The sequence below is a fragment of the Acinetobacter tandoii genome, from assembly GCF_008867985.1.
Lineage (GTDB): Bacteria > Pseudomonadota > Gammaproteobacteria > Pseudomonadales > Moraxellaceae > Acinetobacter > Acinetobacter tandoii.
The window spans coordinates 163,688-186,596 of sequence record NZ_VXLD01000004.1; the positions used below are offsets into that span (position 1 = coordinate 163,688).

Below are 22,909 nucleotides of genomic sequence, written 5' to 3' on the forward strand. Positions count from 1 at the left end.
CAAATAAAAAAAGCCCAACATCCTGTCGGGCTTTTTCCATATTCGTTGCTCGGTATAACTTCCTGTTGCACCAAAACGATCCTTGCTTTAGAACATTTCAATCCGTGAATGTTCTGGAACATCCTGTTCCTGAATGAAATGCATGATAGGTGATTTCAAAAAGGTTGCCTATACGCAAAATCCTTCATTGTTTGTACGCTATAGCTTACATTTTTGATTAAAAAACAAACTTTTTGCACTAATTAAGGCTAATAACAACTCTTTAAATCGCCAACACGCGCTCCAAAATTTTATCAACATCGCTCGGTTGTATTTCAAGCATGCCCACAACACGTCCATGAAATGCCTGATAACGAGATTGAATAAATGCATCTGCAATAAACGTTGGAGCATATTGTTGCAATAAACTGGCTTGTGCCAAGATGACCAATCGACTTACCAAACTACGAGCCATAAATTGCAGTTGCTCAGGCGTTTGCTGGAATAACTGTAGCAATTGTCGTAGTTCTGTTTTTAATAATGGCTGCTGATGGCTTGCATCCGCGAAAGACTGCAACAACACCTGCATGGATTCTGGCTCACGTTGAATCGCCCGCAATACATCTAAGCACATCACATTGCCTGAACCTTCCCAAATGGTATTTACAGGTGCTTCTTTAAAAATTCGCGCCATAATTCCTGCATCGACGTAACCATTGCCACCAAAAACCTCCATCATTTCACCAGAGAGTTCCACCGCACGTTTGCAAATCCAGAACTTGGCAGCAGGTGTCATTATTCTTTTCCATGCCACTGATAAAGCATCTTCTTGTTCATAACAATGTGCCAAATGAAAGCCGAGTTGTACTGCAGCTTCAGTTTCCAAAGCTACATCGACTAAAACGGCTTGCATCAACGGTTGTTCAGACAAATGTTTTCCAAAAGCCTTACGCTGTCGGGTATAAGCAAGACATTGCACCAAAGCTTGCCGCAACATAGCACTACTGCCTACCGAACAAGTGAGTCGAGTGTAATTTGCCATTTCAATAATGGTGGGAATACCACGCCCCACCTCACCAACCATAATGCCCCACGCCTCTTTAAATTCAACCTCAGAACTAGAATTACTACGGTTCCCAACTTTGTCTTTTAAACGCTGTACCTGTATGGCATTTTTACTGCCATCTTCTAGCCAACGCGGTACAAAAAAACAGGCCAAACCATCCTGCTCGGTTTGTGCCACCACCAAATGTGCATCACACATGGGGGCAGAGAAAAACCACTTATGCCCTGTGAGCAAATAGGCTTGACCACGCCCCGACTCTGTAACTGGAATCGCAATGGTTTCATTGGCTCGTACATCTGAGCCACCCTGCTTTTCGGTCATGCCCATACCCAACCAAATTGATTTTTTCTGACTGATTGGCACATCACGCTCATCGTATTCGGTTGCTAACAACAGAGTGCCGATTTTTTCCCACAGTTCAGGCTCACGTTGCAGCAATGGAATACTGCCGAGCGTCATCGCGGTGGGACACAAACTGCCACATTCGACTTGTCCACTCAGATAAAAACGTGCCGCCCAATCCACCCATGCCGCTTTAGGTTGCTGGACTAAAAATGGATGAGCATGTAGTGCATAGTTGCGATTTAATGCCATCCACCGATGCCACGCGGGATGAAATTCAATAAAGTCTTTACGACGTCCACGTGCGTCAAAGGCATGTAAAATGGGGGGATGCTGATTAGCTTGATCGGCATATTGATAATATTCTGCCGAGCCAGCGACTTGTCCCAACTCTGCCAAAGCGGCTTGATCCTGACTGCCATACCGAGTCAATATTTCTTGTAAAACTTGATCGGTGCTAAATAGGTCATAGTCCTGTTTTTCATCAAATTGGTTACTAATTTGATGGGTCGTCCATGTATTGATCATTTCTACTTTGCTCTTGTTCTAGTTCGCTTTTCATTTCAGTATAGAGAAAAATTCATCTTGATATGTTCAGCTTTGTGCCATGAAAAATCCTGAAGTCCAAGTGCGCCGTAGACCACGCCAATCCAGAGCCAAGCTCACGCAAGAGGCCCTACAAGAAAGCTTTGTTCGGCTTTTACATGAGCGTCATGCGCATGAAATCACCATTCGTGAAATTACGGATATGGCTGGTGTTGGTTTAGGCACCTTTTATGAGTACTTTTCCAAGAAAGAAGATTTGATTGCATTGACCATTCATCAACATGTGAAAGGTAATGCAGAACAGCTAAAAAGTTATGCACAAAGTCTGATGGAGTTATCCACAAAATTAAGTTTTACAGACTATTTACAGCAGATTATCCACTTTCAGCTTAAACAGATTCAGGCTCGGCAGTTTCTTTGGGCACAGGCTTTTTTGCTTGAACGGCAGGTTTCGAACATTGAAAGTTACCGTAAAAGTTATGCCATGATGGTGCAGATGTGGTACAGCATCCTTCAGCCTTATATTGAGGATGAAGTTCAACTCAAGGTCATCAGTTTAAATGTGCAACGGGTGTGTTATGGCTTTGTGTCGCAGAGCTTGTTGGTCGAGCCAGAGTTTGTGGAGTGGGATCAACTCGAAAAGGATATTCACCAAAGTTTGTAGAAGCTCAATTTTTAATAAAAAAATTTTATACGCGAAGTAACCATCTTCGATTGGCAAAATAAAACTGTACTACTTTCAAAAAATTCGACTTGTTTCAAATTCAGATTTCTGTGTATTATTTAACAATAAATTAAAAACTAAATATTTGATATTTAAATAAAAATAAATTTAACTTTACATCATATCTATGATATTAAATAGTGGAAATTTCTAAAACTGTTTTTGATAAAAACAGGCTAATTCTATATGTTTTATGATAGTAACCTTGAGCTACATAGATATTTATAAATTGATCGTAAAAATGTCATTAGCAATAATTTTAAGCATGTTCGTGTTCTCTCTAAGTATGTCTATTTCGCCTGGTCCTGTGAATATAACAATACTGTCAACGAGTTTAAATCATGGTTTTATTAAAACATTTCCTTTTATATCAGGAGCAACTATTGGATTCGTATTGCTTTTAATATTCGTAGGATTCGGATTTTCTAAAATTATAAATACTTATCCTATCATCTTTAGTTTATTAGAGTTTTTAGGCGCTTTTTTTATTATTTATATAGGCTATAAAATACTATCATCTAAACCAGAAATTGAAGTCAATCATAATAGCTCTATACCCAATTTCATCGATGGATTCTTATTGCAGTGGTTAAATCCTAAAGCATGGATTGCATGTGCTTCAGGTACTGCTTTATTTTCAGCACAGAATACCAACACTCCGCTTATAGTATTTATCTGTATTTACTTTCTAATTTGTTATTTATCTTTAGCTATATGGGGAGCTTTAGGTGAAAAACTATCTATTGCATTGAGTAATAGTAAGCGTATTTTATTGTTCAACAGATTGATGGGCTTTTCTTTAATCTTCATTTCTATATATATGATATTTAATATTTTCACTGTTAAATGAGCTATAAATTTTATTAATTAATGAATAGGCAATACTATTGATGGGTAAATTGGCTGGCCAAATTGCATATACGTTTAAAGGTTGTAGTTCCCATTGAGGTAAAACTTTTACAATATCCCCCTTAACAATGTCATTTTGAATTAAATAATCAGGAGGAGCAGCCAAACCAGCATCAAGTTTTGCTAGCTGATAAGATGCTTCTACATTATTTACACAAATATTTGGATTATATGAAATTTTTATTTCTTCACCATTCTCGTTGTTTTTCAATATTCTTGAATGTGGGCGCATACTTAGACCAATCCATTTCATTGCTTCTAAGTCATATGGTATTTTCGGTTCACCGTAGGTCTTAAGAAAGTTTTTAGTTGCAACAATACTTCTTGGTAAATCAAATAAATACTTAGCTTTTAGAGAGCTATCCAAAGGCTCTCCTATTCTAAAAGCTACATCTATATTTTCAAAAACAATGTCATTTTTTTCATCATCACAAGTAATATTTAAAATTAAATCAGGAAAATCCTTTATAAAATCAGTAATATGATTCATAAATTCCCCATGAATAAAAATAGCAGGAATTGAGATGTTTAATTTTTTATTTCCGATGATTGAGCTTTTTCTTAAATCGTTAATACCTTGCTCATAAGTTTCTAATATGGATTTAGCGGTTTCTAAAAGCTTTTCTCCATCATGAGTGAGAGTTATTTTTCTAGTATTTCTATAGAATAAAGCACACCCCAAATTTTTTTCTAATTTTGTAAGGTGTTGACTAGCGGTTGCACTAGATAAGCCTATCGCTTTAGCTCCTTTGCTAATAGAGCCTATTTCAGCAATTTTTGCAAAAACTATTAAATATCTAATATCTTCAATCATTTCATACCATATATTAAATAAAATCTAAAATTAACATAATACACCGTCTAAGAAAGGTAATTCACAACGTAGATATTCAAATATCTTAAGGTGTAAAAAGCATTATTTGTACAACTCATTTAAGTTTAAATGAAAAAGCATCATTCCATAAAAAACCGCTCTTTCGAGCGGTTTTTTATTATGCAAAGCTTACTTCACATCAAAACGGTCAGCATTCATCACTTTATTCCAAGCAGCAATAAAGTCATGTACAAATTTCTCTTTGTTATCATCCTGCGCATACACCTCAGCGTAAGAACGTAAAATCGAGTTTGAACCAAACACCAAATCCACACGAGTTGCCGTCCATTTCACTGCACCAGTCGCACGGTCTCGAATTTCATAACGGTTTTTACCCACCGGTTTCCACGTATTGTTCATGTCAGTTAAATTGACAAAGAAATCATTGCTGAGTACGCCGACACGGTCAGTAAACACGCCTTCTTTTGCACCGCCGTAGTTGGTATCGAGCACACGCATACCACCAATTAATACAGTCATTTCAGGTGCGGTTAAACCCATTAATTGGGTACGATCTAACAGCATTTCTTCAGGCTGCACCGCATAATCTTGTTTTTGCCAGTTACGGTAACCGTCATGGGTTGGTTCCAAATCGGCAAAAGAATATTCGTCGGTTTGTTCCTGTAAAGCATCACCACGCCCAGGCGTAAATGGCACTTTCACATTCACACCTGCGGCTTGCGCTGCTTTTTCTACCGCAGCCGTACCTCCCAATACAATCAGATCAGCAATACTCACTTTCTTCGCTAACACTGCCTGAATTTCTTCGAGCTTTGCGAGCACTCGTTGCAAACGCTCAGGCTCGTTGCCTATCCAGTCTTTTTGAGGAGATAAACGGATACGAGCACCATTGGCACCACCACGGAAGTCTGAACCACGATAAGTTCTTGCGCTATCCCAAGCGGTGGTAATGAGATCACTACTAGATAAACCACTATTCAGCAATTTTACTTTCAGCTCATCAATTTCTGCTTCAGACAACGTGTAATCTACAGTCGGGATTGGGTCTTGCCAAATTAAATCTTCTTCGGGCACATCTGCACCCAAGTAGCGAGATTTTGGCCCCATGTCACGATGGGTCAACTTGTACCAAGCACGGGCAAAGACTTCTGCCAAACGTGCAGGGTCTTTATAAAAACCTTCTGCAATTTTGCGGTATTCAGGGTCCATTTTGAGAGCCATATCCGCATCGGTCATCATTGGGTTACGGCGTACATTCGGGTTATGCGCATCAACAGGCTTGTCTTCTTCCTTAATGTTGATCGGTTCCCATTGTTTTGCCCCAGCAGGGCTGGTGGTTTTTTGCCACTCATAAGTGAATAGTAGATAAAGGAATTCATTATCCCATTTGGTTGGATGCGTGGTCCATGCTCCTTCTAAACCGCTCACCATGGTATTAGGGCCGTTACCTGTGCCTTCTGGGTTATGCCAACCTAAGCCTTGGAATTCAACATCAGCCCCTTCCACATCTTTACCGAGTAATTCAGCTTTACCATTACCATGTGCTTTACCAACAGTATGACCACCGACTGTGAGCGCAACGGTTTCTTCGTCGTCCATTCCCATACGGTCAAAGGTCACGCGCATGTCTTGTGCGGTACGCAATGGATCTTGCACACCATCCACCCCTTCAGGGTTTACATAGATCAAGCCCATTTGTACCGCAGCCAAAGGATTTTCTAATGATTTACGGTCTTGGTCACTGCCATAGCGATTCGCGGTTGGTGCCAACCATTCATGCTCTTCTCCCCAGTAAATGTCTTTTTCAGGATGCCAGATATCAACACGACCACCACCGAAACCAAAGGTCTTTAATCCCGCAACGTCATACGCTACTGTCCCTGCAAGAACAATTAAATCGCCCCAAGACAGTTTGTTGCCATATTTTTTCTTAATTGGCCAAAGTAAACGGCGGCCTTTATCCGTATTAACGTTATCTGGCCAGCTATTCAGTGGGGCAAAACGCTGATTACCCGTGTTGGCACCACCACGGCCATCTTGCTTACGGTACGAACCCGCCAAATGCCATGCCGTACGTACAAACATCCCGATGTAGCTGCCATAATCTGATGGCCACCAATCTTGGCTACTGTTTATCAGGTCGCGAATATCTTGTTTAACGGCTTCTAAATCGAGAGATTTGAAGGCTTCAGCATAATTAAAGTCAGGATCGAGCGGATTGGTTTTGGTGTCGTGTTGTGAAAGGATGTCTAAATTAAGTGAATTTGGCCACCAATCGGTATTTGAGCTGGCAGCGGAGGTATTGGCACCATGTGAAAATGGGCACTTACCTGACGAGGCTTGCGAATTATTGTCCATGTTATGTCTCCAAACTCAAGTCTTTCAATGTTTATTATTGAACCGTGTAAAAGTAGTGTTCGACTATCAACATAGCCTTTTTTCTAGACAAGCTAAAGCAGTATTTACTAATCAAAACAATCGAATTCTTCTATATAAGCATTGAAGAAAAAAAGATTTTTAAGTGGCTATAGACACACATTTGATATCTTCGGGTTGCGTAACACTCGTAACATTTAGCATTTCAAACAGCATGATTTTGAATAAAATATAGGCTACATATGACCAATAAATTCTGTTATTTTGAATAGATTAAAACTTTAGAATATAAAAAATGCAGAATGATCTCGATCACATCATTCAACAATATGACATCATCTTATTTGATGCGATTTGTGTTATCTGTAATGGTTGGGCACGTTTTCTCATCCAACATGATCCGCAGGCTCAATTCAAACTCGCTTCAGCCCAATCCCCTTTGGGAGAAAAAATTCTTAAACATTATGGGATGTCGACCACACATTACACCACCATGATTGTGATTATCGATGGGCAATTATTTACAGAATCTACCGCCTTATTAAAAGTACTGGCTCGACTCGGTCTACCTTTCTCTCTGATGAAAACGGGTTATCTTATTCCACGACCATTTCGGGATTTTTTGTATCGTCGGGTTGCACTCAATCGCTATACCCTTTTTGGTAAAACTGATAATTGCCTCATTCCATCCCAAGAAAATAAACATCATTTTCTAGAACAGGTCATCCGTGAATAGTCAACGACTCAATAAAAAGACGCTTCAAACCATTCATATGAGCCTAGCAATACTGTGGATTTATCAAGGTCTGATTCCCAAAATTCTATTTCAAGCCGATGATGAACGCCGTATTTGGATGTTACAGGGATTCAATGAACAGGCTGCAATTAGCCTGATGCAATATTCTGGCGCAATCGAAATCATCTTCGGAGCATTATTTTTAACGGGTTATAAAACCTTAGCGCTCCATTATCTCAATATTGTCGGTATGCTCGGATTAAGCTTTTTAATTTTGATTGTCGACCCACACTATTTCACCCAAGCCTTTAATCCCTTTGTGATGAATATTGCGATGCTGGCTTTGTCCTTAACCGCTATTCGCCTCATAAAAGATCCAGAATAAACACTTTAAAACACGGGTGATGCTTTAAACAATTAAACGCTTACCTTCCCGAATGCAGTAAAACGGATTCATTAATTTTGACGAGCCGCGCATCGCTACATGTAAATCATGTTCAGGCTGCTCGCGTGCTTCATCGGTCAATTGATAACTACGGTAATGAATGGCCAATGAACATCTGGCATGTAAATCTTTATGTGCCTGAAAAGCATCTTCAGGGTTCATATGCATATAACGCATCAACTCACGTGGCTCATAAGCACCTATCGGCAATAAGGCAATGCGTGGAGGCCCCAAACGGGTATGAATTTCCTTAAAATGCGGTGAATAGCCTGTATCGCCTGCAAAGAAACTATATTCACGCCCCTGCCTAACTGCAAAACCACCCCAAAGCGCCATGTTCTGATCACGTATTCCACGACCAGATCCATGTTGTGCGGGAGTATAAATCAATTCCAGTTCATGAAACTGTGCAGATTGCCACCAGTCCAGTTCAATCACATGCATACTTTTCGGTAAATACCAGCCATTACCCAAGCCTGTGTAAATCGGCATAGCAAACTTATTATGTAACCAGTTCAGGCTTGCCAAATCCATATGATCATAATGATTATGGCTGAGCAACACGGCATGAATGGGCGGTAATTCTTCTAGCGCAATCCCTGCGGGACAAAATCGCTTCGGCCCACGTCCCTGTTTCGGACTGACAAATTCTGCCCAAACAGGATCCGTGAGAAAATTATAAGGGCCAATCTGTAATAACACGGTGGCATGTCCTACAAACCAGACTTGCCAATCATTCAGTGCTGCATTGGGACGACTTTGTGGCAATACTCGTGGGGTTGCAGAAGCAGCCTCTAATGGGGTTTCTTTGTCCCAAGTCGATGACTTACGTTTTAACAACCACTTGAACAAATCAAAATGGCTACGCCCCTCTGGTGCATGCAGAGGATTGGAAAAACGCGTGCCGTTAAAGTGGGCAGATTCAAGATACTGAAAAGCGGGTTTACGCCAAGTATGTGACCAACACTCTTGGGTTTTAATCTGAAAATGTGGTTGTTCTAAGTTCTGCTTCATGTACTGTCATTATCTATAAGAAATATCACATTCACTGCAATAACATGAATGTCGAGATTGGCGTGTTTCTTATTGTAGATACTCTGTTTGGTAATTCAAGCCAAACTGTAAAATATACGCCTTAGGCTTCGATGGCGTCAGGTGAGATAGTAACGCGCGTGGTCATACCAAAATTTGATAAAAAAAAGCGGCAGACTGGAATTCAGCCCAGTCTGCCGAGGTTGTAAACCCAGAAATTTAAGCAATTTTGCGTAAATCTAAACCTTGATCTAAATGCTGTTCTGCTTCAAATGCTGCATTTTTAGCAATTAACTTTTTCAAGTGACGCATCTCTTTGGCTGCATTTACTGTAATACCGCCCACAATAATGCCATTGGTTACACCAAACAGCACACAAGAACAAGCTGAGCCTAAAGTGGCATCCATTTCACCGCGGACATGCCATTCTACTGCCTGCATATCACCCACAAACTGGTAGTTAATATCGAGCTGATCCGTCCAGAACCATGCAGGATTTGGTTTTGGATGCTCCACACCCATCACGTGACGTGCAAAAATTCCAGCCTGTAAATTGGCATTTTCCCATGTTTCCACACGACGGTAATGCCCATCATCACGTAATTGAGTCGCGACATCACCTGCGGCATAAATATCGGGATGTGAAGTTTGGCAGTTTTCATTGACCTGAATTGCGCCCTCCACCACTAAGCCAGCATCTAGCGCGAGCTGTGCATTCGGGACAATGCCAATGCCATAAATCACTGCATCTGCACGTAACTCTTCCCCTGTTGCAAGGGTAATTACCACCGTTTCACCATCTAAATGACAGTGATTAATGGCACTATTCAAACGCACATCGACACCCGCAAGACGTTGCTGTGCCAATAAAAACTCACTCAAAATCTGCGGGGATGACCGCCCCATTACCATTAATCCCATTTCAATCACGGTCACTTGGCAATCTTTAAAACGCGCAGAGGAAGCCAGTTCTAATCCAATGACCCCTCCACCAATCAAGACAATTCGCTGTCCTGCTTGTAACACAGGCACCAGTGCTTGAGAGTCTTCCAGATTACGTAGGGTATAAACGTGTTGACCTAAAGCATCGAAATTCGGCAGGCGACGTGCTGCACCGCCAGTCGCAAGCAACAGTTTGTCATAAGCAACAACATCACCCTTTTGCAATTCAACGGTTTTTGCCTCTGGGTTAATTTTGACTACGCCATTGCCACGAATATGAGCTACGCCCAAGGTCACCAATTTCTCTTCAGATAAAATCTCAACCTTAGTTTCTTCTGGCTTTAAAATCATATCTTTAGACAACGGCGGACGCTCATAAGGCAAATGCACTTCATCCCCTATCAGGATAATGTTGCCCTCATACTTGTTACCGCGAAGTTCTAAAATCGCACTCGCACCCGCCTGTCCCGCACCGACGATGACAACCGTTTCAATATTGCTCATTTGATTCACCCTTTTAACTCTGCCGATACAATACCAAAGCCCGCAATCCACTCACTGATGTCTTCATAACAATGCGTGGTCATCTCGTATTCACCGAGTTCATGTAATGCAGCAAATGCCGCCATCCAAGAACGGACTTCCTGACCACCACGCCCACCATCACGGCGAATGTCGGCTTCAGTCATCGCTTCAATTGTGGCGAAGTCTGCTTTGGCAAATGTTTTAAGCAATGCACGATCCCATTCTGGATTGAGTGGCACAGCAACAGATTGATCCCCCGCAGCCAATTTCTGCCCAACCGCAATAATTTTGGCTTGACGATTATTACGTGATTCTTCACTTGGATTACGTCCACAAATTAAGAACTCTTCCACCTCTGGCGGTACAGCACCCATTTGTGGTGTCGGAGGATCATGCGAAAGCCCACCTGTCCCTAAAATTAACACCCGTTCATTTTCAAGATTTAAGGACTGAATAAACTGTCCAACCGCACGTCCCAAAGCAATCGTTCGCTTGGTGGTAGGCATCGGTGCCGCTGCGCCATTAATAAAAATCGGAATGGTTGGATAACGATCTAGCTGACGATCACACAGGAAATGTAGTGGTTGCGTCACGCCATGGTCGGCTTGCATTCGGTAGGAATAGGCAACATCGACACCTTCATCAAGTACACGACGCACCAAAGCAATCGCAGTGTCTTCAGGGACATTAATTTTGTCGTTGTCTTTGCCGTAGTCCCAATCACCTGCCGCAGTTGCACGAATACCCACACAGAAACTTGGCATCAAATCATAGAAAAAACCATTAAAATGGTCTGGACCAAAGGTAATGATGAGGGTTGGGTCATACGCTTTGACTTCTGCTGAAAGTTGGGCAAAAGTATCACGTACAATCTGCTCTTTACGCTGTTCTTGCGGTGAAGCAAATTCCATTAAGGGACTGTGCGATGCACAAATGAGTTTAACGGCCATGTGTGACTCCAAAATAAAAATATCTACTAAAAAGACAGCTGCCCAGTAAAGTCTTTAGCAAATGGCTTAAATCATTGTGAGTGGTTTCAAATGAAATATAGAATTCACGATGCTATTCACTATCACGGTTGGCGACATGGATGTCGCCGTTGGGTGGAGGTTTCAGGGATGAACCTCTCACCCAACAATGGATTTTTGTTACTTTTGATCCGTCAAAAGTAAGGAAATGCCTCCGAAAAACTATCTAAACTTTCATATTTATTTGAGGCTGTGCTTCATTTAATTTAAATCTAGGCTAATCAAAAACAAAGCAGCACACCCAAATCACTCATCAAAGAACCCTGCGCGAGGTTGGCGTAAACCACGGATGCCTAAACCACATTCAGCATTGATCAGAACACCAGTCAGTGGACGGTTGTTTTGACGCGATGCCAATAAAACGTATGAACCTGTCATATCTTCAGGTTCAGGCAAGAAATTCAGTGGCATTCCACGAGCAATCTTTTCAGGGTCACGCGCATCGAGTAGCCCCAAATTTTCTTGACCTAAAGATGCCGCCCCTTTGATATTGACATTCATACCTGACGGCGCCACCGCATTCACTCGTACTTTAGGCGCAAGTTCATAGGCCAATTCTTTCATCACACCTACCCCTGCATGCTTAGAGGCTGTATATACGGGACCTCCGCCTGCTGAGTACAAGGCTGAATTAGACAAAGTAAATATGATAGAACCTTCAGAAGCTATCAATGCATCCAGTGCAGCCTTTGCCCCCAAGATGAGCGACTTGGTGTTAATACCCATAATTTCATCAAAGGCTTTATCTAACTGCTCACCCGAAGTATTGACGATATCGGCATAATGATCCCAAATACCAGCATTACCGACAAAACAGTCCAGTTTACCAAAACGCTCAAGCGTGGCATTCACGGCACGGACATTGTCTTCATAGCAAGCCACATCACCCGCAATGGCAAGAATACGATCACCAAAATGTGCCTGTAATGCCTCGACTTTGGCTTGTGAACGCTGTAGCACAGCCACTTGAGCACCTTCTGCTAAAAAGCGCTCAACCAAAGCCCAACCCAGACCAGAACCACCTCCCGTAATCAGAGCAACTTCACCTTGTAGCCAGCCCATGCTTATGCTCCCGCCATTTCGACAAACAATTGTCCATCTTCCACAATCACAGGAAAGGTCTGAATAGGATCGGTCGCAGGTAGGCATAAAGCCTGACCTGTTTTTAGACAGAAACGCGCAGAATGTAATGGGCATTCCACCGTGCCGTCCTCTTCCAAATAGCCTTCTGACATGGAGGCATTGCCATGTGAACAACGGTCATTCATGGCAAAGAACTCACCACCATTGTTGAATACAGCCAGTGCTTCGATACCGTTCACACCGCAGTCCACTTTCAATGCTTCGCCTTCATCTAATTCATCGATTTGGCAAACAAAAATCTTATTCATTAGAAGAACACACTCAGGTTATGGGAGTTATAAGTCACTTGGTCTAAAGTGATTTTACGGTTAAAAATCTGGAAACCCTGCTCGGTATCCACTTTGCGAATCTTGTCATGACGCTTACCGCAGTAGATGGTGACATCTTTTTCTTTCTGGGTACGGTAGAGTAAATACGTCACGTAAACATCATACTCACCTTCGACTTCAGTCGCTTCAACCATGATGTTAGAAACCATATGCGTGGTGCGTGATGGAGGTTCTTCAGCCCATGCCATGCCTGTTTCCAAACGTGCAACACGACGTTCTAACAAGTCTTTAGTATCGTTAAATACCCACGTCGTCGGTGGCTCAACAGAACGACGACGGTCACGAGTTTGCGCATTCGGTGTGGTGCGTAGGGTATAGGCAATATCATCTGCCAAGACATCCAACCACTCACGGAATTTCCAGTCGTCGAGCAATTTTGCTTCACGGTAAAGGAACTGACTGATCTGATGTTGAAGTTCTAAGCTGATCTGACTCATTTCATCAACTCCTTTTCATAGTCTTCCGCGGCTTTTTCGACTTCTTCCCATGTTTCATGAATCAACAAATCTGCCCAACGACGGTACATTGCACGTGCTGCTGTTTCAGAGAAAATGTAGTTGGTGATGCCCGGAATGCCATCTTCACGGACTTTTTCATTACCCAAGCCCATTTCCATGATCAACGGATTGTTTCGCGCTTTATAGCCACGAAGTACTTTTTGGATTTCAATCCAGTTTTCCGAGTCATCTTGCTCAAGGAAACCCGCAGGTCCAAAAGCACGCGTTGCAGAACGTTCAAAGGCTTCTTTCACTTCTTGAGAAGCTTCGGCGTCAGCGATACAGAATGCCCAGACTTCAGTTTTGTTTGGACCACGCGGATGCCATACTCGAAGCGTTGCCGTTCCATTTAACCACGACATGGTCGGGAACATGGTGTTATGCCCCGCAAGACGTAGTGCACGTACTTCACCCAAACGCTCTTTAACTTCCTCAAAGGTTTCACGGAAGTAGTTCGCTACTTCACCATCCACCCAAACGTTTGCATCGGGCTTTTCTGTAAAGAAGAAGCCTGAACCATGACCACGTGAACCGTATTGAATGGCATCTTTAGCGGTTTCCCAAACTGGACGTGCGGTTTGTGCTGCACCGAGTTTTTTAGATGAGTCATCGTCGGGTTTTGCACCCAAAACTTGAATGGCAGAAGCATGTGAAAACAATGCATGGTACTGGTCCGATGCAAACTGTTCCGCAGCAAATTTCCAGTTACACTCGATTTCCCATTTGTGTACCCCACCAATAATTTCCGTTCCGCCAGGACGACGGTCAAGCACACCATCTAAATACCAAGCAATGTCACCCATGTATTCAACGAGGTCAGGCGTAGATTCATCCCAACAACCGAAAATTAAACCTTTGTAGCTTTCGACACGGTTAACTTCAATCAAACCCCATTTTTCTTTACATGCGCCCTGTGGAAAAGCACGATCTTCTAAGGGAATATCCTTGAGTGAACCATCAACTCCATAAGACCAGCCATGATATGGGCAGGTAAAGGCACGGGTGTTGCCACAATCAGCAAAGCTGACACGCATAGAACGGTGACGGCACTGGTTTAAAAGTGCTTTGATTGAGCCATCTTTTTGACGTACGACAATAATCGGGTCTTCACCCATATAAGTATTGAAAAAGTCGCCTGCCTTTGGAATTTGGCTTTCATGACATAGAAATAACCATGTACGCCCAAACACGCGTTCCAGTTCTAATTCGTATAAATCTGGGTCTGTATAGATGGATGGCGAGATACGTCCATTTTGTGCATCGACCAAAGCGTCGATTTCACGCACATCAATTTTTCCACTCATGAAAAGCTCTCCTGCGACCAATACACGGCACAACGTAAATAGACTCAACTTTTGAGGCATCATGATTTTTTAGACGGTTTTAGGGAAATATTTTTTTTGTTTCAATTAATACGTTTTAGCAATTATTGGAAAAGCTATTTCTTATATTAAAATCTCCGCACTCGGTTCAAGACCATTTATTTTCTAAATACTTGAATCATCTTCACGGCATAGTTGTTTATAGATTATACTTTGCCGTAGTCGTGGTAAGACATTTTTTGGATTACTCTGTGGGTTATTTATATGGAACTTAGACACCTTCGCTATTTCATTACCGTTGCTGAAGAACTGAACTTCAGTAAGGCCGCACTCAAACTGTATACTGCCCAACCCTCTTTAAGTCAGCAAATCAAAGACCTAGAAGAAGATGTTGGGGTACAGTTACTGTATCGAACCAAGCGAAAAGTGGAACTCACAGAAGAAGGGGCGGTTTTTCTAGAACAGGCTCGCCTAACCTTAGCACAAGCAGACAAAGCGATCGCTATGGCACGTCAGGTGTCACAAGCCAAGCAGCAAATGCTGCGCATTGGTTTTGTCCCCGTCGCAGAAATGAAAATTTTCCCTTATGTACTGCCGAATTTACGGGTACAAAACCCAGACTTAAAAATTGAATTGCTCAGTATGAACAATACCGAGCAAATGCGCTTGCTCAAGAAAGGTGAACTGGACATTACCTTTACTCGACATAATTTTCATAGTGATGAAATCGAAAGTCAGTTTGTACTACGTGAGCCGCTCATCTTCCTACTTCCGAAAGATCATCCTCTAGCAAAGTACGAACGCATCCCTGTTAAGGCTTTAAATGGTATTGATTTTATTATTCCCGCAGTTGAGCAATCACAGACCTTGCACCATACCATTTTAGAATTTGCCAAGGCGCAGAATATCGAATTTAACATCGTGCAAAAGGCTGACAACATTTTGTTCAATATCAACTCTATTGGCATGGGGCTTGGCTGTACTATTTTACCCGGTTACATTGCCCCGCTAACCATGAGCAACACGGTAATTCGTCCACTTGAGGTTGAGCTACCCTATTTAGATTTGTATGTGAGCTATCGTAAAAACAACTCTTCACTGGCAGTAAATAAATTTTTAGAATTGCTGACCCGAGTTTTTTATTTAGATATTAATCGCGAATAAATCCACATACGGTCCAGATGAATCACTCAATTTGGCACACCATTATTTCCTGAATAAATAACAGTGTGCCTTTTTCGTGGCAAAATACCCTATATCGCCAGCGTATTTTCGCCCTTTTGTGTTAAGTAATGCGCATCATATTCCACGTTTTTACTTTGCTTGCTTTTCAAGCAGAAGCATACTGATCACAAGCCAATTTTTTTGTCAGGTTTTACCTACAACTTAAGTCTAAACTTAAACTTATATTCAAATAAATACGAGTGCCTAAGCTGCACAAAAAAGTAAAACTAAAAAGGAGAAAATCATGCCTATGCCCACCTTACATCGCTTAAAAACTGGGATGCAATTTCGCCCTTACTTTTTTATTACTTTTTTGCTGACCGCCCTATTGTTCGGCTTACTCACGCTATTTACCAACTGGACATGGTCAACCAGTTTACTCATCAGTTGGAATATTGCCGTTTCCAGTTATCTCATTAAAACCATGACCACCCTTTGGCCTATAGATCATCAGCATATTCTGCAACATGCTCAACAACAGGATGCCAGTAAATGGATTATTTTATTGCTGGTAATTCTGACCCTCGTAATGTGTCTGATCGCAATCGTCATTGAACTTACGCATCTACCGCATAATACTGCACTGACATTTGGGCATCTATTACTCTCACTGCTGACCATTATCAGCGCATGGTTTTTTATGCATACCATTTTCGCGATTCATTATGCGCATGACTATTACCTTGCTGTAGATGATGCTCAAGATGCGGGACTCGATTTTCCTAAGACCCAATATCCGACCTATCCCGACTTCTTATACTTTAGTTATGTGATTGGTACCTCTGCGCAAACTGCGGATGTTTCCATTACTTCCCGCTCCATGCGGATTTTAAATATTGTGCATATTATTCTGGCGTATGGTTTTAACACTTCCATTTTAGCCATCAGCATTAATGTTGCCGCAGGTTTTATCACACTATAAATTTATTTTACTACGATGAAATTTCTGACATAAAAAAGGGATGGCTTAACCATCCCTTATCTTGCTCAATCGATTATTTGACACCACGTGCGGTCAAATAATCTTTAATCACTGTATTAAATTCTTCAGCTTTTTCCACTTGTGACCAATGTCCACACTGACTAAAAATATGTGCATCGGCAAAAGGAACGGTATTCAAAATATCCCATGTGCGAGATACAGGAATCACTACATCCTGAACACCATGAATCAATAGTACAGGCACTTGGATGTCTTTCATTTTTTCGAAATCGAGCGGGAACTCAAAACGGTCACGGTCACGTGCACCCACGACATCCATTAAACGGTCTGAAGCATAATCATTTTTCGCTGCTTCATAACGAACTTTAACCAATTCATCGGTAATTAAGCTCTTATCCACCACAAACATCGACAAGGTGTTTTTAATGCCTTCTTCGGTTAACACTGGGTTGGCATGGGCTTTTAGTGCAGCAGTTTGCTTCGCACCGCCTGTACCCATCGATACAATGCCCAACACACGTTCAGGGTAATCCAGCACCATTTGGAAGGCTAACCAGCCCCCTAAGGAGTTACCCACTAACCAAGTTTTTTCAATACCCAAAGCATCCAATGTACGCACTGCATGATCTACCCATGCGCGAATTCCATAAGCCGTACCATCTGCCACCACTGTTTGACCATAGCCAATCGAATCTATGGCGATACAGCGAGCTTGCTCACCAATTTGCGGTAAATTCAGCCACCAGTTTGCTGCTGCAGAAACACCTGTTCCAGAGCCGTGTAAAAATAAAATCGGCGTTCCTTGCCCCACTTCATGGTAATGGGTTAACTCACCTTCAGCCGTTTCAATCCATTTATCTTCCAAGCCAAAAAATGGGTCGGTGGTGTAATTCGGGATTTGGACCGTGCTCATACATACTCCTCGTACAGCCTAAGACCTGTCTGATGTTCTGTGTTCAGGACAGGTCAATTCATTCATTTCGACAGGTTTTACTGCTCCATCTTACCTGCTCAAAAGCCTCTTACTGATACTTGTTTTCGATCACATACTATAAAAAAACGATTATTTAAAACTATGTTTTAAAACAATATTTTTTCACTTAAAAACGAATCATCAGCTCACAGTAAACGGTTTACGCCACACTAAAATAATAAAGAGCGATGTGTGACCAAATCGCTCGATGGCAGTTTTAAACTTAGAATTTATAGCTATAGGTGGTCGCGATTCGGTACTCTTTCAGGTCGCTTTTCCAGTCATAATCGGTATCGATATACATCGCCTGAACACCCAAACCTTTGAATTTGCCTTCAGGTACCGTGTAATTCACAATCAAGTTCAGCTCTTGTTCGTTCTGATTCGTTTTTCCGCCAGCTTTGGCATCAAAGCCTGCAAAGTAAATAGCATTGGCATTTAAGCCTTTTAGCCCCAATTCGGCAAAGTCATACCCATAGGAGATATTCCAAGATTTCTCTTTGGCATTGGTAAAGGTTGCAACAGACCAATTCACCAAATAAGGCTGTGGTACCCAACCTGCCAATGTTGGGAAATTATTTTCCCCAAACATTTGTTGATAGCCTAGACCAAAGGTATGTGCACCATGATTGAATTTCGCCCCAATCGACAAAGCTTGGTTATCAATCTCACCATACAATTTATCGCCTGACTCAGAATTATCAAAATAACGAACATGGCTGGTCAGCTTAGTCTTCGAACCCAACGTGGTGTTGTAATTGATACCTGCATAATGCTGCTGATAAATGTCTTTGACATCGGCATACCAATAGCTTGCTCCAAACGCAGGATTAAACTGATGATCAATCCCTGCGATATACATCCCGTCCGCGGCTTTAGCAGTATTTGGGTTATTGTTCGGAAATAAACTTAAGTCCTGAAACTGATTGTCATAACGTGCATTAATCCCATCAATATACGCCAAACTCAGTTTGGTATCTTTCAGCTCTTTAGACTCCAACCATGCCCCGCTATACGTGGTCAATAACTGACGCGATGGATCAAATACTAAAACTGGAGAAACAGGCAATAACTCACCCACTTTCAATTCTGTTTGTGACACTTTGGCTTTTAAAGTCGCGCCCACTTTGCCAAAATTGCTGGCTTGTTCCCGCCCATTATGCGGAAGTACCCAATCGGCATTTTTGTCACGGCCATTTAGACGAAATGCATGTTGCACCAAAAGATCGGCGCCCAATTGCAAGCCACCTAATTCGGCATATCCTGATTTGGCATCTAAGGTGATAGCCTGCGACCAACTGCCCCAGTTGTTTTGTGGTACAGTTTCATACTGGCGGTCTAAGTAGAAATTTCTGAATTTTAACTGGACTTGGCTATCGTCGATAAATTCTGCATTCGTTGCAGTTGTACCTAATGCTGCAATTGCAACACAGATGGCTGTCCATAAAGTTTGACGACGCATGATATTCATTCCAATGATCACATTAAACTATGACACCATCATGCGGAACTCATCGAAGAGAAAAAATCCGACCACAGTCTTAAGAAAATGCACTTCAACCCGATTTAACCCACTGAGTAGACCTCGTATTTTTTTGATTAAGATAAAATTACAATAACTCACTCTTTAGCAGATTTCGCAAGATGTGATGAAAGATTGAATCTATAACGTTTTTATTCGCCAAATCTGATTTATTCTCTGAATTACTGCAATGCTTAAGTGTTTTTTTGTTTAAATTTTAAGATCATATTTTCTAAGTTAGTTGCAGAATTATAAGAAAAAGCGCTCATATCACAGATTTTTTCTATATGTACATCATGATGTTGAAGAGCATTAAAGCGGGAAAACTGTGCAAGCAAAAAAGGGAAAAGTTTGATTTTTTAAATGCAATCTAAAATAAAAAATCACTTTGCAATAATAACTATATTTTAAGTACCACCTTCTTCTTTTTAAGCTATTCACTACGGAGTCTTACCGCTTTAAATCCATTTTTCGGAGCTCATTTCGTTCTTTTGTTACGCCAAAAGAACCAAAAGCATTTGTCATCAGCAAAACCTGTTCAACAGATACATTAAAATACTGCTATTGCAAAAACAGGCAATTTCAAATTTCACGCAGGTTGCTGATGACATTTCACACTTCAAATAATTTCTAAATTGCAAAAAACAAAAAAGCGTCCCCAAGGACGCTTTTTAAATACATATTGATCAGCTTAAACCAAAGCAGCCTTCGCTTTCGACATAGTCAAAGCCAAATCTTCAATCATGTCTTCCTGACCACCGACCGTACCACGACGACCTAATTCCAATAAAATCTCACGTGCTGACACACCATATTTGGCTTCTGCACGTTTTGCGAATAATAGGAACGATGAATAGACACCTGCATAACCTAAAGTGGCTGCATCACGGTCAGCACGAATTGGGTTCAGCATCATTGGAATCACCAAATCCTCTGCCACATCCTGTACTTTAAACAGATCCACGCCTGTCTCTAAGCCCATACGGTTGGCGACTGCAATGAACAATTCTAATGGTGTATTGCCCGCGCCAGCACCCAAGCCCGCAGATGCCAAGTCGACACGAATTGCACCTGCATCAACTGCAGCTACTGTATTTGCCACGCCCATACCCAAGTTATGATGCCCGTGGAAACCCAGTTCAATACTGCTGTCCAGTTCTTGACGCAGCAAACCAACACGGTCCGTCACATCTTGCGGCAGCATATAACCCGCAGAGTCAGTCACATAAATACAGTTCGCGCCATAAGACACCATCTTTTTCGCTTCTTCTAAAAGACGTTCAGGTGATGCCATGTGTGCCAACATCAAGAAACCCACGGTGTCCATTCCAAGCTGACGCGCAGCAGTGATATGCTGTTCTGAACAATCGGCTTCGGTACAATGCGTTGCCACACGAATGGTCGACACCCCAATTTCATGGGCCATTTTCAAATGATCGACTGTACCAATACCAGGTAACAGCAATGCTGAAACTTTGGCATTTTTCATACGTGGAACAACAGCAGACAAATACTCTTCATCCGTTGCTGCGGCAAAACCGTAGTTCACCGATGAACCACCTAAACCATCACCATGCGTCACTTCGATCAGTGGCACACCTGCATCGTCCAAAGCGGTTGAAATTGCAATCATTTGCTCAACAGTAGTTTGATGACGCTGAGGATGCATCCCATCACGCAAAGTCATATCATGCACAATAATCTTAGACATGGGTTGCTCCTTATACTTCAGCCGTAGCCAATAAACGTTCCGCAAACATTTCCGCAGTGCGCGCAGCTGCCGCAGTCATAATGTCCAAATTCCCTGCGTACTTCGGCAAAAAGTCGCCTAAGCCTTCCACTTCAAGGAACATTGATACGCGGTTACCATCAAATACTGGACCATTCACTAATTTGTAGCCAGGTACATATTTTTGTACTTCGGTAATCATGGCTTGCACAGATGCTGTAATTGCAGCTTGATCTGGTTCACCTTCAACCAAGCAATGCACCGTATCACGCATCATCAATGGTGGCTCGGCTGGATTAATAATGATGATGGCTTTACCTTGTTTTGCACCACCCACTTTTTCAATTGCACCCGCAGTAGTACGCGTAAATTCATCAATGTTTTTACGTGTCCCAGGACCGACCGACTTGGTTGAAACGGTTGCAATAATTTCACCATAACTGACAGGTTGTACGCGGGAAATCGCTGCAACCATTGGAATGGTCGCTTGACCTCCACAGGTCACCATATTCACATTCGGCAACTCACCAGCATCCAAGAGTTCTTGAAGGTTGACAGGCGGTACGCAAAATGGACCAATCGCAGCAGGCGTCAGATCAATCATCTGCACACCTAATTCGTTCAACTTACGGCTATTTTCCGCATGAACATAAGCTGAGGTCGCATCAAAGGCAATTTGAATTTCATCCGCAAGCACATGTGGCAGTAGTCCATCCACACCTTCTGCTGTGGTTTTTAGCCCCATACTCGCAGCACGGGTCAGACCTTCTGAACTTGGATCAATCCCGACCATCCATACAGGCTCAAGGAATTCGCTACGCTGCAACTTATACAATAAATCTGTTCCGATATTTCCCGGACCGATTAATGCACATTTAATCTTTTTCATGCATCTACTCTCTCAAAAATCCAATTTATTCCGCAGCAAACGCAGCGACTACTGAACCAAATCCTTCAATTTCAACTTTAAATTCATCACCCGGTTGTACAATCACCATTGGGCCTAAAGCACCCGTTAAGATGATGTCGCCAGCAAGCAATGGACGACCACGGCGTACCATTTCATCGGCAAGCCAAACTGCGGCATTTAAAGGGTTCGCTAAGCAGGCTTTACCGATGCCTTGCGAAACCACTTCATCCCCACGAGTCATGGTCATTTTGCAATTGACCAAGTCAAGTTGATCTAATTTGACTGGACGTGAACCCAACACAAACGCTGCAGAAGACGCATTGTCCGCTACAGTATCAATCAATGAAATTTTCCAGTTTTCAATACGGCTATCCACGACTTCTATCGCAGGCAAGGCATACTCAGTTGCACTGATAATGTCCGCATAACTATGTTTTTTTTGGGTTAAATCTTTGTTAATCACCAACGCAATTTCAGCTTCGACTTTCGGCTGAATCAATAATCCTGCTGGAATGACTTCGCCATCCCCATAAGCCATGTCTGCGAATAACATTCCAAAGTCAGGTTGGTCGACCCCAAGTTGCGCTTGTACTACTTTAGACGTCAGGCCAATTTTACGCCCTACTAAGCGACGCCCTTCTTTTAAGGCACGTTGAGTATTTACTTCCTGAACCGCATAGGCACTATCGACGTCTGCTTGTTCCGCACCCAGTTGTGGGCGAATGGGTGCTATCGCAGTCTGTGTAAGCTCAGCGTTACGTAAAGCCTGCGCAACGGATTCAAAAACAGCAGAATTCGACATCTAGATTTCCTTAAACTGCAAAAATGGACG

General features: G+C 42.2%; 21 protein-coding genes. 6 read left to right on the forward strand and 15 right to left on the reverse strand.

Annotated elements, in window-relative coordinates; all coding sequences use genetic code 11:
* Positions 1–262 precede the first annotated feature (262 nt).
* The gene (locus F4W09_RS08340) at positions 263–1,915 is read right to left on the reverse strand and encodes an acyl-CoA dehydrogenase family protein (RefSeq protein ID WP_151504557.1); all 1,653 of its coding nucleotides are present in this window, start codon (positions 1,913–1,915) and stop codon (positions 263–265) included.
* A 79-nt stretch (positions 1,916–1,994) separates the two neighbouring features.
* Between F4W09_RS08340 and F4W09_RS08345 the strand changes: the two genes are divergently transcribed.
* Both F4W09_RS08345 and F4W09_RS08350 read left to right on the forward strand, forming a co-directional pair.
* Complete coding sequence (locus F4W09_RS08345; RefSeq protein ID WP_151504558.1) at positions 1,995–2,597, forward strand: TetR/AcrR family transcriptional regulator; 603 nt, start codon at positions 1,995–1,997, stop codon at positions 2,595–2,597.
* Between the two features lie 301 nt (positions 2,598–2,898).
* Complete coding sequence (locus F4W09_RS08350) at positions 2,899–3,507, forward strand: LysE family translocator (protein ID WP_151504559.1); 609 nt, start codon at positions 2,899–2,901, stop codon at positions 3,505–3,507.
* Here F4W09_RS08350 and F4W09_RS08355 read toward each other — a convergent pair.
* Together F4W09_RS08355 and katG are read right to left on the reverse strand one after the other, a co-directional pair.
* Complete coding sequence (locus F4W09_RS08355; RefSeq protein ID WP_151504560.1) at positions 3,457–4,380, reverse strand: LysR family transcriptional regulator; 924 nt, start codon at positions 4,378–4,380, stop codon at positions 3,457–3,459. The two genes, F4W09_RS08350 and F4W09_RS08355, sit on opposite strands and share 51 nt — an antisense overlap.
* Positions 4,381–4,569: 189 nt before the next feature.
* Positions 4,570–6,759 carry a catalase/peroxidase HPI gene (katG, locus tag F4W09_RS08360; protein WP_151504561.1) on the reverse strand — a complete coding sequence of 730 codons (2,190 nt, stop codon included), beginning with the start codon at positions 6,757–6,759 and terminating at the stop codon, positions 4,570–4,572.
* A 313-nt stretch (positions 6,760–7,072) separates the two neighbouring features.
* Between katG and F4W09_RS08365 the strand changes: the two genes are divergently transcribed.
* Positions 7,073–7,513 (forward strand): thiol-disulfide oxidoreductase DCC family protein, encoded by a 441-nt coding sequence (locus F4W09_RS08365; protein WP_151504562.1) that lies wholly within the window; start codon positions 7,073–7,075, stop codon positions 7,511–7,513.
* Complete coding sequence (locus F4W09_RS08370) at positions 7,506–7,898, forward strand: DoxX-like family protein (RefSeq protein WP_335878887.1); 393 nt, start codon at positions 7,506–7,508, stop codon at positions 7,896–7,898. The genes F4W09_RS08365 and F4W09_RS08370 overlap by 8 nt, the downstream gene beginning before the upstream one ends.
* Before the next feature lie 24 nt (positions 7,899–7,922).
* Here F4W09_RS08370 and F4W09_RS08375 read toward each other — a convergent pair whose 3' ends face one another.
* The 7 genes from F4W09_RS08375 to hcaE all read right to left on the reverse strand — a co-directional run bounded on the left by F4W09_RS08375 (position 7,923) and on the right by hcaE (position 14,758).
* A complete protein-coding gene (locus F4W09_RS08375) occupies positions 7,923–8,972 on the reverse strand; it encodes an MBL fold metallo-hydrolase (protein WP_151504563.1) in 1,050 nt (349 codons plus the stop codon).
* Between the two features lie 237 nt (positions 8,973–9,209).
* Positions 9,210–10,436, reverse strand: a complete 1,227-nt coding sequence (gene hcaD, locus F4W09_RS08380; protein ID WP_151504564.1) for a 3-phenylpropionate/cinnamic acid dioxygenase ferredoxin--NAD(+) reductase subunit — start codon at positions 10,434–10,436, stop codon at positions 9,210–9,212.
* A 5-nt stretch (positions 10,437–10,441) separates the two neighbouring features.
* Positions 10,442–11,407: a 3-carboxyethylcatechol 2,3-dioxygenase gene (locus F4W09_RS08385; RefSeq protein ID WP_151504565.1), complete on the reverse strand. Its 966-nt coding sequence runs from the start codon at positions 11,405–11,407 to the stop codon at positions 10,442–10,444.
* A 324-nt stretch (positions 11,408–11,731) separates the two neighbouring features.
* Complete coding sequence (gene hcaB / locus F4W09_RS08390; protein WP_044740118.1) at positions 11,732–12,547, reverse strand: 3-phenylpropionate-dihydrodiol/cinnamic acid-dihydrodiol dehydrogenase; 816 nt, start codon at positions 12,545–12,547, stop codon at positions 11,732–11,734.
* Positions 12,548–12,549: 2 nt separating this feature from the next.
* Positions 12,550–12,876 carry a 3-phenylpropionate/cinnamic acid dioxygenase ferredoxin subunit gene (gene hcaC, locus F4W09_RS08395; RefSeq protein ID WP_131264023.1) on the reverse strand — a complete coding sequence of 109 codons (327 nt, stop codon included), beginning with the start codon at positions 12,874–12,876 and terminating at the stop codon, positions 12,550–12,552.
* On the reverse strand, positions 12,876–13,394 hold the full coding sequence (hcaF, locus tag F4W09_RS08400) for a 3-phenylpropionate/cinnamic acid dioxygenase subunit beta (protein ID WP_044740119.1): 519 nt from the start codon (positions 13,392–13,394) through the stop codon (positions 12,876–12,878). The genes hcaC and hcaF overlap by 1 nt, the downstream gene beginning before the upstream one ends.
* A complete protein-coding gene (gene hcaE / locus F4W09_RS08405) occupies positions 13,391–14,758 on the reverse strand; it encodes a 3-phenylpropionate/cinnamic acid dioxygenase subunit alpha (protein ID WP_044740120.1) in 1,368 nt (455 codons plus the stop codon). Before hcaE ends, hcaF begins: the two co-directional genes overlap by 4 nt.
* A gap of 282 nt (positions 14,759–15,040) precedes the next feature.
* Between hcaE and hcaR the strand changes: the two genes are divergently transcribed.
* Both hcaR and F4W09_RS08415 read left to right on the forward strand, forming a co-directional pair.
* Positions 15,041–15,940 carry a DNA-binding transcriptional regulator HcaR gene (hcaR, locus tag F4W09_RS08410; protein WP_044740121.1) on the forward strand — a complete coding sequence of 300 codons (900 nt, stop codon included), beginning with the start codon at positions 15,041–15,043 and terminating at the stop codon, positions 15,938–15,940.
* A gap of 304 nt (positions 15,941–16,244) precedes the next feature.
* Complete coding sequence (locus F4W09_RS08415; protein ID WP_151504566.1) at positions 16,245–16,922, forward strand: DUF1345 domain-containing protein; 678 nt, start codon at positions 16,245–16,247, stop codon at positions 16,920–16,922.
* Positions 16,923–16,995: 73 nt separating this feature from the next.
* Here F4W09_RS08415 and F4W09_RS08420 read toward each other — a convergent pair whose 3' ends face one another.
* The 5 genes from F4W09_RS08420 to mhpD all read right to left on the reverse strand — a co-directional run bounded on the left by F4W09_RS08420 (position 16,996) and on the right by mhpD (position 22,879).
* A complete protein-coding gene (locus F4W09_RS08420; RefSeq protein WP_016168318.1) occupies positions 16,996–17,856 on the reverse strand; it encodes an alpha/beta fold hydrolase in 861 nt (286 codons plus the stop codon).
* A 283-nt stretch (positions 17,857–18,139) separates the two neighbouring features.
* The gene (locus F4W09_RS08425) at positions 18,140–19,378 is read right to left on the reverse strand and encodes an OprD family outer membrane porin (protein WP_151504567.1); all 1,239 of its coding nucleotides are present in this window, start codon (positions 19,376–19,378) and stop codon (positions 18,140–18,142) included.
* Positions 19,379–20,129: 751 nt separating this feature from the next.
* Positions 20,130–21,149 carry a 4-hydroxy-2-oxovalerate aldolase gene (dmpG, locus tag F4W09_RS08430; protein WP_016168320.1) on the reverse strand — a complete coding sequence of 340 codons (1,020 nt, stop codon included), beginning with the start codon at positions 21,147–21,149 and terminating at the stop codon, positions 20,130–20,132.
* 10 nt (positions 21,150–21,159) lie between these two features.
* The gene (locus F4W09_RS08435) at positions 21,160–22,056 is read right to left on the reverse strand and encodes an acetaldehyde dehydrogenase (acetylating) (RefSeq protein ID WP_016168321.1); all 897 of its coding nucleotides are present in this window, start codon (positions 22,054–22,056) and stop codon (positions 21,160–21,162) included.
* A gap of 25 nt (positions 22,057–22,081) precedes the next feature.
* Positions 22,082–22,879, reverse strand: coding sequence for a 2-keto-4-pentenoate hydratase (gene mhpD, locus F4W09_RS08440; RefSeq protein ID WP_016168322.1), 798 nt, complete (start codon positions 22,877–22,879; stop codon positions 22,082–22,084).
* Positions 22,880–22,909: the final 30 nt, after the last annotated feature.